The following is a 16,254-nucleotide window of genomic DNA, read 5'->3' on the forward strand; positions in this document are numbered from 1 at the left end:
TCCGATGCCGAAGATATTCAGGCCGGCGCGTCAGGGGTTGTCGCGCCGGTATATCCAGTCATGATCCGGATGGTTCTTGAACCGCCATTTGCGGATCGGCCCGGCCATCACGTTGAGATAATACATTTCGTAGCCATAGGGCGCGCCGCAGGGATGGTGCCCCTTCGGCACCAGAACAAGATCCCCATCCGCGACCGCCATGGTCTCATCCAGCGATCCGTCCTCCGTGAACACGCGCTGGAAACCGAAACCCTGCGCCGGATTGAGCCGGTGATAATAGGTTTCCTCCAGATAGGTCATCTCCGGATAGTTGTCCTCGTCATGCCGATGCGGTGGATAGGATGACCAGTTGCCCGAGGGCGTGAAGACTTCCGTGACGAGCAGGCTCTCAGCAACATCGCGCTCTTCCATGGCGATCGGGAAGATATAGCGTGTATTGGCGCCCTTGCCGCGCTCGGTGAGCGAAAGCCCCTCGGGACCGATCACGCGCGCCTCCCGGCCGGGCTTGGCCGGCGCGGTGCAGACGGCAAGCTGGCAATCGGTCGTGGCGGTCGCGTTCCATTCGGCTCCGGCGGGAATGTAGACGCAATGCGGCGCCTTGCGCTCGAAGACGTTCATGCGGTCGCCGAGTTCGCCGAAATCCTTGCCGCCGCCGGAAATCTCCGCCTTGCCTTCCACCAGAACGAGGATCACTTCCGTCTCGCCGGTCTGCTCGGCGGCATTTTCGCCTGGTTTCAGCTTGTAGAACCCAAAGCCGACATAACCCCAGCCGGCATCCTTCGGCGTCACATCGTGCACCTTGCCGCTGGTGCCCTTCGGTTTGCGCAACAGGTTGGTCATGCTCTCGCCTCCTCCGCCGGCCCCTTGTCGAGGCCGACTGCCTGCGCCATCGCCTTGAGCGAGGAAAGGCCCATGCTCTGGTATTCGAAGGGATTGCGGACATCCGGGTCCTGCTCCGCTTCGATCACCAGCCAGCCCTGGTAGCCGTGCTGGGTTGCAATCCGAAGGACCGGCGTGAACTCGACACCGCCTGCCGCATCGCCCGGCACGGTGAAGACGCCGCGCCGCACGCCCTCAAGAAAGGAAAGCCCCTCCTCCCGCACTTGGGCGGCGATCTCCGGCCGCACGTTCTTGGCATGGATATGCCCGACGCGCGCCATGTGCTTTCGGGCGGCACGCTCCGGATTTCCGCCGCCGAAGAGGCAATGGCCGGTATCGAGCAGCAGTTTCGCATGCGGGCCGGTGTGCAGCATCAGCCTGTCGATCTCGTCCTCGCTCTCGACCACCGTGCCCATATGATGATGGTAGACGAGCGTGATGCCCTGCCCTGCGGCAAACTCCGCCAGTGCCTCGACGCCCGCGCCGAAAGCTTGCCATCGGTCTTCCGCAAGGCGCGGCCGGTCGTTCAACGCCTTGCCATCGTCGCCATGGATAGCGTTCGACGTTTCGCAGACGATGATGACTTTCGAGCCCATCGCCTTCAGAAGATCGAGCGCCGGCTGCATCGCCGCCTTCTCCTCCTCGATCGAGTTGGTCAGCAGGTTCAGCGAGTGCCAACCGGAGACATAACGCAGCCCGCGCGGCTCCAGCACCGCCTTCAGCGCATCCGGCTCCTGCGGGAACTTATGGCCCTTTTCGATGCCGTCGAAGCCGATCTTCGAGGCCTCGTCTAGACATTGGTCGAGGCTGATGTGAGCGCCGAGCGTGCGGTCGTCGTCGTTCGACCAGGCAATGGGATTGGTGCCATACAAAATCATCTTATCGTCTTTCCTTCAGCGCAGTCTCATAAGCGGCGCGAGCCTCGTTCACTTCCCTGCGCGCCGAAACCTCCGGCACCGCCACATCCCACCAGAAGCCGCCCGCATCCGGCGTCGGATAAGGATCGGTATCGATGACGATCACGCTTGCGGCCTCGGCCTCCCGCGCCTCGGCAAGCGCCGTTTCCAGTTCCGCGATGGTCGAGACCTTACGCGCGCCCGCTCCCATGGAGGCGGCATGCGCGGCAAAATCAATCTGCATCGGATTGGCCTGGCTGGTGTGCTTGTAGAGGTTGTTGAACTCTGCCCCGCCGGTCGCCATCTGCAGGCGGTTGATGCAGCCGTAGCCGCGATTGTCGGTAACCACCACGGTGATCTTCATGCCCATGGCAACCGCGGTTGCCAACTCCGAATTCATCATCATGTAGGAGCCGTCGCCCACCATCACGATCACGTCGCGGTCCGGTTCCGCCAGCTTGATACCGAGCCCGCCGGCGATCTCGTAGCCCATGCAGGAAAAGCCGTATTCCATGTGATAGGAAAGCGGCCTGCCCGCCTTCCAGAGCTGGTGCAGCTCTCCAGGCATGGTGCCGGCGGCGCACATGACCACGGTATTGTCGCGCGAGGCGCGCTGTACGGCGCCGATCACCTGCATGTCCGTCGGCAGCACGTTGCCTTCCTTCGGCGCAGCCGTCACCGCGTCGGCCTTCGCGAACCACTCGGCTTTCAGCCGGCCATCCGGCGCCTCGAAGCGATGTTCGCCGAGCGCGGCGCTGATCAGCTCAAGGCCCACTTTCGCGTCGGAGACAAGCGGAATGGCCTCATGCTTGACGCTGTCATAGGACTGGACGTTCAAGGAAAGGATGCGCCGCTTCGGGTTCTTGAAGAGCGCCCAGGAGCCGGTGGTGAAATCCTGGAATCGCGTACCGACACCGATCACCAGATCGGCATTCTCGCAGACCGCATTGGCGCTCGTGGCACCGGTCACGCCCACGGGCCCAAAGTTACAGGCATGGTCCCATGGCAGTGCGGATTTGCCGGCCTGGCTCTCGACCACCGGAATGCAGAACCTGGCGGCAAAATCCTGCAACACCTCCGTCGCACCGGAGTAATGCACGCCGCCGCCTGCCACGATGACCGGATGTTTCGCGGTCCTGATCGCCTCAACGGCACGTTTCAGCTCGCTCTCGTCCGGCCTCGGCCGCCGCCAGTGCCAAACCTTCTTCTCGAAGAAGCTCTCGGGATAATCATAAGCTTCGGCCTGCACATCCTGGCAGAAGGCGAGCGTCACCGGGCCGCAATCGGCCGGATCGGTCATCACCCGCATGGCGCGCGGAAGCGCGGTTAACAGGTGTTCCGGCCGGCTGATACGGTCGAAATAACGGCTGACCGGTCGGAAGCAATCGTTGACGGTGGCGATGCCGTCGCTGAAATCCTCAATCTGCTGCAGCACCGGATCGGGCCCGCGATTGGCAAAGACATCGCCCGGAATGAATAGCACCGGCAAACGGTTCACATGCGCGAGCGCCGCCGCCGTCACCATATTGGCAGCACCCGGTCCGATCGAGGACGTCACCGCCATGGCTCGCTTGCGGCAAAGCTGCTTGGCATAGGCGATCGCCGCATGCGCCATGGACTGCTCGTTCTGGCCGCGATAGGTCGGAAGCTCATCCTGGACGCCTGCGAGCGCCTCGCCGATGCCTGCGACATTGCCGTGGCCGAAGATCGCCCACACGCCGGAAATGAAGGGCACGCCCTCCTCGGTCATCTGATTGGCGAGGTAGCGCACCATCGCCTGCGCCGCCGTCAGCCTCACGGTTTTCATCTTGTCTCTCCCTTTCCGCTTTTCGCCTCCGCGCGAACCGCATCCCAGAACATGCAGAGGTCGCGGTATTTGCCTGCCATATCGGCCACCGCCTCCTCGTCGCCGATCTCGCCCGCAAACCATCGCCGCGCAGCCTCGCCGAAGATCGTTCGCCCCACAGCAAAACCTTTGACGAGATCGAAGCGTGCGGCCGTCTTGAGGCTCTCCCTGAGCTCCGCCATCGGCGCATCGAGACCAAGCACAACGATACCACGCGTATAGGGATCGTGCTTCAGGATCGCTTCGCAGGCATTGGCCCAGGAAGCTTCGGTCTTCATCGGCTCGAGCTTCCACCAGTCCGGATAGATGCCGATTTCGTAGAAACGCTCGATCACCCGCGCCACCGTCCGGTCATCCGTCGGGCCAACCTTGGAGGGAATGACTTCCAGCAGCATTTCCAGCCGGTTCCGACGCGTCGCCGCAAAGAGGCGCTGGATGACGGCTTCCTGCTCGGCTCGCATCTGCCGCGCATCGTCCGGATGATAGAAGCAGAGCACCTTGGCGACGTTATCGAGCGGCCATTCGTTGAGCCCGCCGAAATCGGGGCCAAGCTCCGGCTCAAGCGTCAGCGGTCGCGACCCCGGCCATTCGACCGGCCGGCCGATCCAGAGACCGGTCCCCGTCGCCTTGTAGAGGGTCTCGCGCCCAAGGCGGTTGTCACAGAGAATGCCGTAGCCGTGCCGGTCCCCCGAAACCTCCAGTGCGGCCCTGAGGCAGAGCGCCTTGAAGTCGTCGATCAAGGCCTGTTCTTTCCCGGCTTCCTTGGCGATGGCTTCCAGTTGCATGCGATGATCGAACGCGAAAACCCGGATTTCCGGCCAGTCGCCTGTGCGCGTGGTGGACCAGTGAACCTGTTCCAGCGCCGCGTCCTTGCGCAGCGCCTTGTTTTGTATGCCGGTGCGGAAGAAATACTGCAGCTCCTCCCAGCTTGGATAGGCGGGCGTGCAGCCATGCCGCGAAACCGCGAAAGCACCGCAGGCATTCGCGTATTTCAAAGCCGTCGGCCAATCCTCGCCGGTGAGCCAGCCCTTCATGAGGCCGGCCATGAAGCCGTCACCGGCGCCGAGCACGTTGAAGACTTCGATCGGGAAGCCCTGCCCGGTTTGCCCGTCGTCCAGGCTGCCCGGAATTTGGCCCTCGAAAACCACCGCGCCGAGCGGCCCGCGCTTGCAGACCAGCGCCGCATTCGAAACTCTGCGCACCGCCTTCAGCGCATCCAGCGTATCGGTAGAGCCGCCGGCGATATGGAATTCCTCCTCCGTGCCGACGATCAGGTCGAAAAGATGAAGCGTGGATTGCAGCTTGGCAGTCACCTTGCGAGATTCGATGAAGCGGCTTTCGCCCGCCTCGTGCCCCGCAAGCCCCCAGAGATTGGGGCGGTAATCGATATCGAGCGCGGTACGGGCGCCGTTCTCCCTTGCAAGCCGCAAGGCCTTCAATACGGCCGCTTCGGTATTCGGGTGGGACAGATGCGTGCCGGTGGCGCAGACGCAACGCGCCTCGGCGATGAAGGCCGGATCGATATCGTCCTCGCAAAGCGCCATGTCGGCGCAGTTCTCGCGGTAGAAGATCAGCGGGAACTGATGCTCGTCGCGAATGCCGAGCAGAACCAGCGCTGTCAGCCGTTCCGGATCGGTCTTGACCCCGCGGACATCGACATTTTCGCGGATGAGCTGTTCGCGGATGAAGCGGCCCATATGCTCTGCGCCGACCCGCGTGATCACCGCCGATCTGAGCCCAAGCCGGGCAGCGCCCGCGGCGATATTGGTCGGCGAACCTCCGATATATTTGTTGAAGGAAGCCATGTCCTCCAGGCGTCCGCCGACCTGAGCGCCATAGAGATCGACGGACGATCTGCCGATCGTGATGAGATCGAGTGGCGTCAAAGTTCCCTCCCTGCCGACGGCGAAGCCCGCTTCCGGAACCGCCCCTCCGTTCGGCAATTCCGGACACTGTCAATAATAGACTATAAATTCCATTTTTTCACATTTCAATATGAATATTCAGCCAGACCGTCGTGTCCCGACAGCAACCGAAAGCGCGATCGCGAGACAGAGGGTCGCCGAAAGCGAGCGGAAAGCGCCGAAATCCACCTCCGAGACAGAGAGCGCAATCGCATCGAATTTCCGCAAAGGGCTGACGATCGTATCCGTGAGCGCCACCACCGGAATGCCGCGTTCCCTTACCGACTCCACGAGCTCTATGGTCTCGGACGAATAAGGGGAAAAGGTGATGGCGAGCAGCACATCCCCGGAGCGGATGGCATTGCGATTGTCGAGACGACCGACGGCGCTGTGCAGCATGGCCGGCACATCCATCTTCTCGAAGGCGTAAGCCATATAGCTGGCAACGGGAAAGGAACGCCTCAGCCCGATGATATGGATCATATGGGCGCCGGCGAGCGCCTGCACCGCCTGTTCTATGGTCTGCGGCTCGATCGTCTTCAGGAGGTTTTCCAGCGAAGCGCGCCCCGCCTCCACGAACTCTGCAAGCAGCGCAGAGGGGCTGCCCTCCGCCTTTTCCCGCAGATGATGCAGGCGCGTCGAATAGTCCGGCCAGCCGCCCACATAGGAATCGCGAAACAGCCGCTGCATTTCCGAAAAGCCGGAAAAGCCGAGAATCTGGCAAAAGCGCATGAACGCGGAAGGCTGGACGCCGGCTCCTTCCGCCATCTCCGCCACCGTGGAGACAGCAATGCGGTCCTTGTTGGCCGCAACATAGTCGGCGCATTGGCGCAAACGCTTCGGAAGGTCTTCCGACACTTCCAGCAAGCGCTCCTCGAACGCCTTGATGGTGGCCGGCCCGCCGGTCTCTCCCATGACTTCACTTCCCGTTTCACCGCTTGACATGAACGAAATCGCAATCTAGCAAAATAGAACATATATTCCAAATCGAGATTTGGACAATTCGAGCACTATCAGTTCGGGCCTATGGCGCAAGCAGAAGACGGCTTTGAATGGAATGGCTCAGGCATCCTTGAGAGGAGACACATGGTGACGAAACTGGCGCTGCTCGGAGCCGGGCGCATTGGCAAGGTGCATGCCCGCGCGATCGCGGAGGACAAGCGGGCGAAGCTCGTCGCGGTCGTGGACGCCATGCCTGCGGCGGCTCAGGCGATCGCCGACGGCGCCGGCTGCCGGGTCAGCACGGTGGATGCGGTAGAAGCCGATCCGGCGATCGATGCGGTCATCATCTGCACCCCCACGAATACCCATGCCGACCTGATCGAGCGTTTCGCCAAGGCCGGCAAGGCGATCTTCTGCGAAAAGCCAATTGATCTCGACGTAGCTCGTGCGAGAGCCTGCCTAGAAACGGTGCGCAAGACCGGCGCCAAGGTCATGCTCGGCTTCAACCGCCGCTTCGACCCGCATTTCCGCGCCGTGCGCCAGGCAATCGACGACGGAAAGATCGGCACGGTGGAAATGGTGACCATCACCAGCCGCGATCCAGGCCCGCCGCCCGCGGAATATATCAAGGTCTCCGGCGGCATCTTCCGCGACATGACCATTCATGATTTCGACATGGCCCGCTTCCTGCTCGGGGAAGAGATCGTCAGCGTCATGGCCTCGGGCTCCGTGCTCGTCGATCCCAAGATTGGCGAACTCGGCGACTACGACAGCGCGAGCCTGATCCTCACGACGGCGAGCGGACGGCAATGCGTGATCTCGAATTCGCGGCGCGCAAGCTACGGCTACGATCAGCGCATCGAGGTGCACGGCTCGCTCGGCTCGGTTTCAGCGGAAAACCAGCGGCCGGTATCGATCGAGCTCGCCACCAAAGACGGCTATACCCGCCCGCCGCTGCATGATTTCTTCATGACGCGCTACACGGCGGCCTATGCCGCGGAAATCTCCGCCTTCATCGACAACCTGGAGGGTGGCACGCCGCCTTCGCCCACAGCGGAGGACGGGTTGATCGCGCTGACGCTCGCGGATGCGGCCGTTCGCGCGGCGAGAGAAGGCAAGGCGGTCACCGTCAGCTATTGAAGCCTCATCTCGGGATTGGCGGGGGATCGGCCGCATAGTGCCGCTCCCCGCGCCGGCAGAGATAGACCTCCGGTTCGGGATTGGCCTCGATCACGAAACCGGAGCTCCTGAGCATGGCTTCCGTCGCCGCCTTGTTCGGGAAGAACCAGTTGGTCGGGTCGGAAGCATAGCGCTCCTCCACGAAGAAGAGCTTCGGGTAATCCGGGCGGTCGAAGATATCCTCCTCGGAGAAGTCATAGTCTCCCGCAAGGTCGGGAATGCGCTCACTGCCCCGCTGCAGGCACTGGAACAGCATGAGGTCGCCGACGACGTGATCGTGGATCAGGTCGAGCGCGAGCAGCGGATGGCGCAGGTGATAGAGCACGCCCATGAAGATCACGAGATCGAACATCGCGCCGAGCTTCGCCACGTCATAGACCGACATTTCCCGGAATTCGATTTCCAAGCCCGAATATTCCGCCGCGAACCTCGCCTGCCGCAGATAGTGCGGATCGGAATCGATTCCGAGCACCCGGCCGGCATTGCGCCGCTTCATCTCGAGTGAATAGAAACCCGCATTGCAGCCGATGTCGAGCACGCTGCGGCCCTGGAGATCGTCGGGCAATACGTGCTTGAACTTCGCCCATTTGAAGGCGGGATAGTCTCCGAGGAAATGATCCGGCGCGGTCCTGACCCCGCCGATCTCCATGTTGTGGAACCAGGGGCCCAGTTCCGCGATCTTTTCCTCCAGATCCGATCTTGCCCTGTTCGTCCTCGCATCCATGCCTTCAAGCTCCCAGGGAAATGCCCGTCGAATTCGACAACCGCCGAAGAGGCGGTTTGATCCGCGGTCGCTCATGATGGAGAGGCGTCGTGGAGAACCAGTCCACCGTCTGGCGCAATCCTTGCGAAAGCGGTATGGTCGGCTCCCATTTCAAAAGCGCCTTGGCCAGGGAAATGTCGGGCCGACGGCGCTGCGGATCGTCCTTCGGCAATGATCTGTGGACGATCTTGGAGGAGGACGGCACCATGGCGAGCACCATGTCCGCCAGTTCGTTGATGGTGAATTCCCCCGGATTGCCGAGATTGACGGGACCTTTGGGATTGGGGTCGACGTCCATCAGCGCGATCAGGCCAGCCACCATATCAGAGACGTAGCAGAAGGAGCGGGTCTGTTCTCCGCTGCCATAGATGGTGAGCGGCTCGCCCGACTGTGCCTGGACGATCAGGTTGGAGACGATGCGCCCGTCATTCGGCTGCATGCGCGGGCCATAGGTGTTGAAGATGCGGGCGACGCGCGCGTCCACACGGCCGGCGCGAAGCACATCGAAGCAAAGCGTCTCTGCCGCACGCTTGCCCTCGTCATAACAGGCTCTCGGACCGGTGCAGTTGACGTTTCCCTGATAATCCTCCCGCTGCGGATGGACTTGCGGATTGCCGTAGACTTCGCTTGTCGACGCCTGCAGGAAGGAAGCTCCATGCCGTTCGGCGAGCGCCAGCAGATTGCCGGTGCCGGCCACGCAGGTCATCATCGTATGGATAGGATCCGCCTGGTATTGCGGCGGCGAGGCAGCGCAGGCGAGATTGTAGATCTGGTCCAGCTGCTCGTCCATGTCATGGAGATCGCAGATATCCTTCTCGATCATTCGAAACTCGGGATGGTTCATCAGCGGCCGCACATTGGCTTCCGATCCGGTGATGTAGCTGTCGACGCAGATCACCCGGTCGCCCTGGGCGAGCAGCGCATCGCAAAGATGCGAGCCGACGAAACCGGCACCGCCGGCCACGAGAATGGTCTTGCCTTTTCCGTTTCGGGTCCGTTGCAGCATTCGACACTCTCCTTGAGCTTCAAGCTGAAATCCGTTCCTGGATGGCGAGCGGCGCCCGCGCCTCTATGTTCTCAAGCGCGCTTACGAGCTCGCGGGCGCGGGCAAGGCCGGTATGACCGCCGATCACGCGCGCCTCAGCCGCCGCCGCGATAGCCTTGCGGTGGTCTTCGTCGATCCGCGTCAGGGCCTCGACCACGTCTTCGGCCTGCCGTGCGATGACCAACGCCTCGCCATCCGGCAGAAGGTCATCGAGCCCGCGCCAGAAATCGCTGATGATCGGCGTGCCGCAGGCAGCGGCTTCGAACAGCCGCACGCTCGGCGACCAGCCCGCCGCGATCATGTCGGATCGCGTGACGTTGAGCGTAAAGCGCTGTCGGCTGTAGAAGGAGGGATGTTCTGCAGGCGGCAGATGTTCGATCCGCTCGACATTCTCCGGCCAGTCGATCTCTCTGGGATATTTCGGGCCGGCCACCACGAAGCGCATCTGCGGCAGCCGGTGCGCAGGCTCGATCAACAGGCTTTCGAGCGTCGGCTGGCGGTCCGGGCTATAGGTGCCGAGATAGCCGAGATCCCAGCATAGGCCCTCGCCCGTGTTCCTGTACCGGCCGGCATCAACGGAGCAATAGAGCGCCACAGCGTTACGCGAGCGGTACTCGCGTTCCAGCCGCGTCAGCACCTCGCCGCCCGAAAAAGAGAAATAGGCATCGAAAAGCGGCACTTGCCTGAGCGCCAGATATTCCTCATCGCCGCGGTCGAGCTTGGCGAGTGTGACCGGCGTGTCGATATCGTAAAAGCAGAGCCGCCTCGGCCGAAGCGCCACCACCTCGTCGATCAACGCGACACCGGCCGGCACATAGGAGCCGATGATGACCGCATCGGCAGACCGGATGCGGTCGGAATAGAGCTGAACCACCTCATCGATGTCGGAATAGTAGGCAAGTTGGCAGAAGTCCGGATCGGACATGTCGCGCTGGTTCGCATACCAGGGCACGTCCCGTTCCAGGAACAGCACGGAATGCCCCTCCGCCTCGAGGCCGCGGATCAATGCCCTGAATGTAGTGGCATGGCCGTTTCCCCAGGAAGAAGAAAGCGTCAGGCCGAGGAAGACGATGTCGAGCGGTTTCGTCATGCGGCGGCCTCCCCTCTGGCGGCATGAGCGCGGAAGATCGCATCCACCTTCTCGGCGCGATGGACATAGGTGTGCTCGGCAAGCACGCGGGCGAGCGCCCGCTCCCCGATCGTCTTTGCCCGCTCACGGCTGAGGCCGGCGAGAAGATCGGCAACATCCTGTCCGTCGCGGGCGACCAGCACCTCCTCGCCCGGCTTCAGGAAGAGATCGATTCCTTCCCAATGATCGGTGATGAGGCAGGCGCCTGCTCCAGCGGCCTCGAAGACACGGGTTGCCGGCGAGAAGCCGTTTTCCGCCATGCTCGCGCGCGAGATATTGAGCACCGCCTTGGGCGTGACGTTGAAGGCGTTATGATCCCGCGTTGAGACATGGCCGATATATCCGACATTCGGCGGCATCGGCTTGTCCTGCCAGCCGGAGCCGCCGAGCAGGAACGTCTGTCCCGGCAGACGGAAAGCGGGTTCGAGGAAGAAATGCTCGACGCGCGCTTCACGGTCCGGCAGGCGGTTTCCGAGAAAGCCGAGATCGGCGGCAAAGCGCCGGTTCTCCGGCACCGGGTGATGGGTTTCGGGATCGAGGGCGTTATAGATGGGCACGCAATCCGCCGCCCCGACCGCGCGGTAGGCATCCACCACCGGTTCACCGCCGCCATAGGTGAGCACGAGATCGACATCGGCAAGCGCCAGGCGCAGCGGATGACCGGGATTCGCGCGGAGTTCGGCAAGTGTGGCCGGCGCATCCACATCCCAGAATATCTTCAACGCACCCGACCGGGCGGCGGATAACACCTGCGAAAGCAAAAGATCGTCCTCGAAGCCGACGCCGCTCGCCTTGACGACGATATCGGCTCGCCTTGCCTCCGCCGCCACGCGGCCGAGCGCCTCGACCGTGCCTTCATAAACCACGACCTTGCACCAATCGGGCGGGTCGATATCGCGGTTCTTCTGCCGGTCGTAGACATCCGGCTCGTAGAAGGTGATGTCGTATCCCTTTTCCGCCAGCGCGCGAAGCAGCCCGCGATAATAGGTGGCGGCACCGTTCCAATAGGCGGAAATAAGGCTCGATCCGTAAAAGGCGATCTTCATTCGGCGGCCTCCCTTGGCTTCAGTTTCTGCATGACGCGAGCCGTACCGATTTCTTCGAGGATCGCGAACAGCTCATCGACGCGATGGCGGCAGGTATGCCGCGCCCGAACGGTCTCGAGCCCTGAGGCGGCAAGGTCCCTTGCGAGACCGGGGTCGGAAAGGACCTCGTTCAGCAGCCTTTCCATCTCCTTCCCGTTGCGGGCGACGAGATAATCCATGCCGGGACGGAAGAGATGCTCGGCATCGTCCCAAGGGGCAGAGACCAGCGGAATGCCGCAGGCGAGCGCTTCGAAGACGCGGATGGTCGGAATGCCCGGCAGGTTCCGCACATAGGGACGCCGGGGAATATGCATCGTCGCCCGGTGCCAGGCGAAGGCGAGTGGAACCTCCGCATTGGCGATCCAGCCGCCATAGGAGATGCCGGCATCCTTGAGTGCGGCAAGCGCCGGCTTGGGATATCGCACGCCGCGAACCATGGTCCTGAGCCCGAGCCTCCTGGCCGGTCGCACAAGAAACTCGGCGATCTCGGCGGACCGCTCGTCATCGCCCCAATTGCCGATCCAGATGAGATCGCCGGCCTTTTCCACGTCCGGCATCGGCCTGAACAACACGTCGTCCGCCGCCTCGTGCCAGGTGAACACCGCCCTGCCCCAGCCGGTCCGCAGATAACGCTGGCGCAGGGTTTCGCCGAAAGCAAGAACGCCGTCATAATCGCTGAGGTCGAGGCCGGCGATATCCTTCTCGGCCGAAACCGCACGATGATGGGTATCATGAAAGAGCAGCGTGAAGCGGCCGCCATTCCTGCGGGCGCGGCCAAGTCTCGCCACCAGCGCCGGTTCGGTCCATTCATGCACCACGACGACATCGGCATCTTCGATCGTGGCCTCGTGGTCGAAGCCATTCTCATAGATCCGTGACTTGAGTTCGGGAAAGGTCTCGCCGAATGTCCGCAGCGCGGCCGGCCCCTGTTCGCGCAGGAGGTTCTCCCGGCTCCAGGCCCCTTCCGGTTCGAGCGCCAGTGCCCGGTGCCCGCGTCGAACGAGATCACGCATTACGCCGCGAAGGAAATGCGCGTTGCCATGGTTCCAGTCCGAAACGAGCGAATGGGTGTAGAAGACGAACTTCATGGTCACTCCGCGGCCGTCAGGGTGTGGTTGCGCCGAAAAAGGTGCTCGTAGATGCTCTTCACGACAGCCGCCTGCGCCTCGACGGTGAAGGCATTCGATCGCTCATAGGCCTTCACCGCGATCGCGGCCCGATGATCGGTATTCTCCGCCAATCCGTTGACGGCATCGGCAAACGCCTGTGAAGCACGCGGATCAGCAAAGACGGCGCAGCCATCCCACAGCTCCCGGTAGACCGGGATATCGGAAAGCACGAGGGCGGCACCGGCACGCGCCGCTTCCAGGGGTGCGAGGCCAAACGGCTCGTAGATCGACGGCGAAACGAAGATCGCCGCCTGCCGCATCAACACCATGGCCCGGCGGTGGGAGAGTTCGCCCCGATGATAAACGTTGCCAAGCTCCAGATATTGCCCGTTGGGGCCGCTATTTGCGCCGGCCATGATCACCGGCCAGCGGATTGCGCGGGCGGCCCGGTCGAGGATCGCGCCGTTCTTGCCCTCGTCCCACCAGCGCCCGACGGCAAGGACGAAATCCTTTTTCGGACCCGGCAGGTTTTCCAGGCTGCTTGCATTATGAACCACGTGCAGGTTGGAGATCGGGCCATAGGCCTCTTCCAGCATCAGAGCATGGCTGTGGCTCGGCGCCAGCACCGCGTCCGCCCGGTCGAAGCCTTCCCGATTGAGGCTATATTGCCAGCGCCAGTCGTCCGGCACGGACGTACCGCGTACCGCGGCGAACCAGGTCACGACGCAGGAATGGGAAAACACCACCACGGGCACGGGCACGCGGAGCCCTGCCGCCTGGGAGGGAAGATTGAGATGGACGAGATCGACATTCTCCCTCGCCACGAGGTCGGCTATCAGCTGCGGCACAGCCTCGACGGCAGCCTCGCCGCGCACCATCCAATCGAGCGGCGCCTCAAGCCAGACGAGCTTGCCGATCGCTTCGGCTTCCTTCCTTTGGTCGTCGGATGGCGGTGGACCGAAGCCGGCAAAGACGACCTCCGTATCCCTTGCCTTCAGCGCCGCGGCCAGATCCATCGCATAACGCCATACCCCGCCGACGGCATCGAGGCTCATCAGTACGCGGCGGACACCGGCCTTGTTCTTTGCTCCGTTCATGCCGTAACCCTCCTTCGTTCGTCGAGGATCGGCGCGCCTCCGAAGCGATGCTCGACCAACCATTCGGCCAGATGCCGAAGGCCGGCCCGCCAGCGCACCCGCGCCTGCCATCCGAGGCGGTTTTCCAGCTTCCGCGTATCGGCCACGAAGAAATACTGGTCACCCGCGCGCCATTCGCTGAAGGAGGTTTCGAGCGGCCGGCCGGTGAGTTTTTCGATCTCGTGCAGCACGGAGAGGATGCTGACTGCGTTTCCAGTGCCGCCGCCGAGATTGAACACCTGCCCGCTCACCCGGTCGATCGCCGCAAGCACGGCGCGATAGGCCGCGACCGCATCGTCCACGTGCAGGACGTCGCGCACCTGCTTTCCGTTGCCGTAGATGGAGACCGGCTCGCCGGCGAGCGCGCGAATGAGGAAATGCGCCACCCATCCCTGGTCCTCGGTCCCGAACTGACGCGGTCCGTAGATGCAGCTCATCCGGAGCACGGCGGTCGGAATACCGAAGGACTTGGCATAATCGAGCACGTACTGGTCGGCGACACCCTTGGAGCATCCATAGGGCGTGCAGAAGTCGAGCGGCCGAGCTTCCCCGATACCGTGCTCACGCACGTCCTCGCTGGCGGGAATATAGCGGTCGTCGAGCTCCAGCATCCTGACATCCTCAAGCGCACCGTAAACCTTGTTGGTGCTTGCGAAGATCACCGGCGCCTTTCTGCCCGCCCGGCGCACCGCCTCCAGCACATTGATGGTGCCGCGGGCATTCGCCTCGAAATCCGCGATTGGATCGGCAAGACTGGTCGTCACCGCCGTCTGGGCTGCGAAATGGAAGACCGCCTTCGCGTCGACAAAGGCCGTTTCGATCGCGCCGGGATCCCGCACGTCTGCCAGCACCGGATGCACCCGGTCGCCATGCCGCTTCCTGAGCCAGGCGAGGTTCTGTTCGACGCCCGGCCGGCTGAGATTGTCGAGGATCACGACTTCCTCGCCTTCGGCGAGAAAGCTTTCCGCGAGATTGGTTCCGATGAAGCCGCTGCCGCCCGTCACGACGATCGGAGCCGCCTTGCGGGATGCGGAACCGGATGCGCTCATGACACAAGTCCCCGCTCTTCCAGTTGCCGTTTCATTTCCGCGCCGCGATCGACAGCCACCGCGCCGCGCACCCATTCGGCGAACTCACCGAGCGAATTTTCCAGCCGGTATCGCGGCTCGAAACCCAGGAGTTCGCGTGCCTTGGAGATATCGGCGAAGCAATTGCGGATATCGCCGGAGCGCGCCTTGTGCATGATGTCGGGCGTGATCCCCGGCACACCCATCGCCTCCGCCAGCAGCAGGGCGACATCGGCGACCGTATAGGATTGGCCGCTGGCAATATTGATGACGTGGCCGGCCGCATTCGGCTTTTCGATCGCCAGGCGGAAAGCACGGGCGACATCCTTCACATGCACGAAATCGCGCCTCTGCCTGCCGTCCTCGAAGATCATCGGCGATTGGCCGTTCGCGAGCCGCGAGGCGAAATTCGCGAGCACCCCCGTATAGGGGTTGGAGAGTGCCTGACCCGCCCCGAAGACGTTGAACAATCTGAGGGCGATCGCCTCGACGCCATAGGCTTCGCCGTAGATCAGCACCTGCTTCTCTTGCGCATATTTCGTAAGCGCATAGATGGAGGCGAGATCGACCGGCTTTTCCTCGTCGGTCGGCACAGGCGTGAGCGCCTCGCCATTGGGACCGAGCGGCTCCCACTCGCCCGCCTTGACCCGCGACGCCCTGCGCCGGACCTGCCCCAGCCTCTGGCCATCGGCGGTCTTGTAGAGGCCCTCGCCATAGACGCTCATCGACGAGGCGACGACGACACGTTTCACCGGCGTGCCGATCATGGATTCGAGCAGGACAGCCGTCCCGAGATCATTGCAGCCGACGTAACGGGCGATCTCGTACATGGATTGCCCCACGCCCACTTCGGCGGCGAGATGGATGACGGAGTCGACATCCTGCAAGGCCTCGGTGACGGCCCCTTTGTCACAGACATCGCCCCGCAGGAATTCGACACCTTCCGGCACACTGGCAGAGCCTTCGCCGTGGACCTGATCGATCATCGCGTCGAGGATGCGGATCGAATAGCCGCCACTGCGCATTTCCTCTGTGACATAGCGGCCAATGAAGCCGCATCCTCCGGTAATGAGCACTTTTTGAAGCACGGAGCCCACCTGTCGTTCGAGGGTTGATGATGATGCATACGAGGGCGGAACAAAGCTTCAGCAGAAATGTTCCGGCCGTTTTCCCTTTCAGGCGAAGGGGCTAGCCGCAGGTTCATCTTTGACATCAACTTCAATGTCTTCTTTGCCAGGAACCGAACCTGGCTTCCGCCATTAATCCTTCGCGAG

At 62.7% G+C, this 16,254-nt stretch carries 13 protein-coding genes and 1 pseudogene; 1 reads left to right on the forward strand and 13 read right to left on the reverse strand.

Annotation, left to right across the window (positions count from 1 at the left end):
• Window positions 1-30 precede the first annotated feature (30 nt).
• From iolB to YH62_RS14670, 5 genes are all read right to left on the reverse strand, one after another.
• The gene (gene iolB / locus YH62_RS14650; RefSeq protein ID WP_046794935.1) at window positions 31-840 is read right to left on the reverse strand and encodes a 5-deoxy-glucuronate isomerase; all 810 of its coding nucleotides are present in this window, start codon (window positions 838-840) and stop codon (window positions 31-33) included.
• Window positions 837-1,757 (reverse strand): myo-inosose-2 dehydratase, encoded by a 921-nt coding sequence (gene iolE / locus YH62_RS14655; protein ID WP_046794936.1) that lies wholly within the window; start codon window positions 1,755-1,757, stop codon window positions 837-839. The genes iolB and iolE overlap by 4 nt, the downstream gene beginning before the upstream one ends.
• Window position 1,758: 1 nt before the next feature.
• Entirely contained in the window at window positions 1,759-3,582 is a 1,824-nt protein-coding gene (gene iolD, locus YH62_RS14660; RefSeq protein ID WP_046794937.1) for a 3D-(3,5/4)-trihydroxycyclohexane-1,2-dione acylhydrolase (decyclizing), read from the reverse strand.
• Complete coding sequence (gene iolC, locus YH62_RS14665; protein WP_046795110.1) at window positions 3,579-5,507, reverse strand: 5-dehydro-2-deoxygluconokinase; 1,929 nt, start codon at window positions 5,505-5,507, stop codon at window positions 3,579-3,581. The genes iolD and iolC overlap by 4 nt, the downstream gene beginning before the upstream one ends.
• A 117-nt stretch (window positions 5,508-5,624) precedes the next feature.
• Window positions 5,625-6,440 (reverse strand): MurR/RpiR family transcriptional regulator, encoded by an 816-nt coding sequence (locus YH62_RS14670; protein ID WP_046794938.1) that lies wholly within the window; start codon window positions 6,438-6,440, stop codon window positions 5,625-5,627.
• A gap of 171 nt (window positions 6,441-6,611) precedes the next feature.
• On the opposite strand from YH62_RS14670, the gene iolG reads away from it, so the two are divergent.
• Entirely contained in the window at window positions 6,612-7,607 is a 996-nt protein-coding gene (gene iolG, locus YH62_RS14675; protein ID WP_046794939.1) for an inositol 2-dehydrogenase, read from the forward strand.
• A 4-nt stretch (window positions 7,608-7,611) separates the two neighbouring features.
• On the opposite strand, the gene YH62_RS14680 is transcribed toward iolG, so the two are convergent.
• The 8 genes and pseudogenes from YH62_RS14680 to YH62_RS14715 all read right to left on the reverse strand — a co-directional run bounded on the left by YH62_RS14680 (window position 7,612) and on the right by YH62_RS14715 (window position 16,068).
• Window positions 7,612-8,370, reverse strand: a complete 759-nt coding sequence (locus tag YH62_RS14680; RefSeq protein WP_046794940.1) for a TIGR04290 family methyltransferase — start codon at window positions 8,368-8,370, stop codon at window positions 7,612-7,614.
• Between the two features lie 4 nt (window positions 8,371-8,374).
• Window positions 8,375-9,415: a UDP-glucuronic acid decarboxylase family protein gene (locus YH62_RS14685; protein WP_046794941.1), complete on the reverse strand. Its 1,041-nt coding sequence runs from the start codon at window positions 9,413-9,415 to the stop codon at window positions 8,375-8,377.
• Between the two features lie 19 nt (window positions 9,416-9,434).
• A complete protein-coding gene (locus tag YH62_RS14690; RefSeq protein ID WP_046794942.1) occupies window positions 9,435-10,544 on the reverse strand; it encodes a glycosyltransferase in 1,110 nt (369 codons plus the stop codon).
• Complete coding sequence (locus tag YH62_RS14695) at window positions 10,541-11,629, reverse strand: glycosyltransferase (RefSeq protein WP_046794943.1); 1,089 nt, start codon at window positions 11,627-11,629, stop codon at window positions 10,541-10,543. Before YH62_RS14695 ends, YH62_RS14690 begins: the two co-directional genes overlap by 4 nt.
• A complete protein-coding gene (locus YH62_RS14700) occupies window positions 11,626-12,756 on the reverse strand; it encodes a glycosyltransferase (RefSeq protein WP_046794944.1) in 1,131 nt (376 codons plus the stop codon). The genes YH62_RS14695 and YH62_RS14700 overlap by 4 nt, the downstream gene beginning before the upstream one ends.
• 2 nt (window positions 12,757-12,758) lie before the next feature.
• Entirely contained in the window at window positions 12,759-13,832 is a 1,074-nt protein-coding gene (locus YH62_RS14705) for a glycosyltransferase family 4 protein (RefSeq protein WP_046795111.1), read from the reverse strand.
• 38 nt (window positions 13,833-13,870) lie between these two features.
• Window positions 13,871-14,932: pseudogene (locus tag YH62_RS14710) on the reverse strand (SDR family NAD(P)-dependent oxidoreductase); the annotation flags it as partial.
• A 26-nt stretch (window positions 14,933-14,958) separates the two neighbouring features.
• Complete coding sequence (locus YH62_RS14715; RefSeq protein WP_082118368.1) at window positions 14,959-16,068, reverse strand: NAD-dependent epimerase/dehydratase family protein; 1,110 nt, start codon at window positions 16,066-16,068, stop codon at window positions 14,959-14,961.
• Between the last annotated feature and the right edge of the window lie 186 nt (window positions 16,069-16,254).

The organism is Rhizobium sp. LC145 (genome assembly GCF_001005825.1).
Classification (GTDB): domain Bacteria; phylum Pseudomonadota; class Alphaproteobacteria; order Rhizobiales; family Rhizobiaceae; genus Neorhizobium.

Excerpts from the sequence above, each read along its gene's own strand:
- iolB (WP_046794935.1), bottom strand. The coding sequence starts at position 840 with ATGACCAACCTGTTGCGCAAACCGAAGGGCACCAGCGGCAAGGTGCAC.
- iolE (WP_046794936.1), bottom strand. The coding sequence starts at position 1,757 with ATGATTTTGTATGGCACCAATCCCATTGCCTGGTCGAACGACGACGAC.
- iolD (WP_046794937.1), bottom strand. The coding sequence starts at position 3,582 with ATGAAAACCGTGAGGCTGACGGCGGCGCAGGCGATGGTGCGCTACCTC.
- YH62_RS14670 (WP_046794938.1), bottom strand. The coding sequence starts at position 6,440 with ATGGGAGAGACCGGCGGGCCGGCCACCATCAAGGCGTTCGAGGAGCGC.
- iolG (WP_046794939.1), top strand. The coding sequence starts at position 6,612 with ATGGTGACGAAACTGGCGCTGCTCGGAGCCGGGCGCATTGGCAAGGTG.
- YH62_RS14680 (WP_046794940.1), bottom strand. The coding sequence starts at position 8,370 with ATGGATGCGAGGACGAACAGGGCAAGATCGGATCTGGAGGAAAAGATC.
- YH62_RS14685 (WP_046794941.1), bottom strand. The coding sequence starts at position 9,415 with ATGCTGCAACGGACCCGAAACGGAAAAGGCAAGACCATTCTCGTGGCC.
- YH62_RS14690 (WP_046794942.1), bottom strand. The coding sequence starts at position 10,544 with ATGACGAAACCGCTCGACATCGTCTTCCTCGGCCTGACGCTTTCTTCT.
- YH62_RS14695 (WP_046794943.1), bottom strand. The coding sequence starts at position 11,629 with ATGAAGATCGCCTTTTACGGATCGAGCCTTATTTCCGCCTATTGGAAC.
- YH62_RS14700 (WP_046794944.1), bottom strand. The coding sequence starts at position 12,756 with ATGAAGTTCGTCTTCTACACCCATTCGCTCGTTTCGGACTGGAACCAT.
- YH62_RS14705 (WP_046795111.1), bottom strand. The coding sequence starts at position 13,832 with ATGAGCCTCGATGCCGTCGGCGGGGTATGGCGTTATGCGATGGATCTG.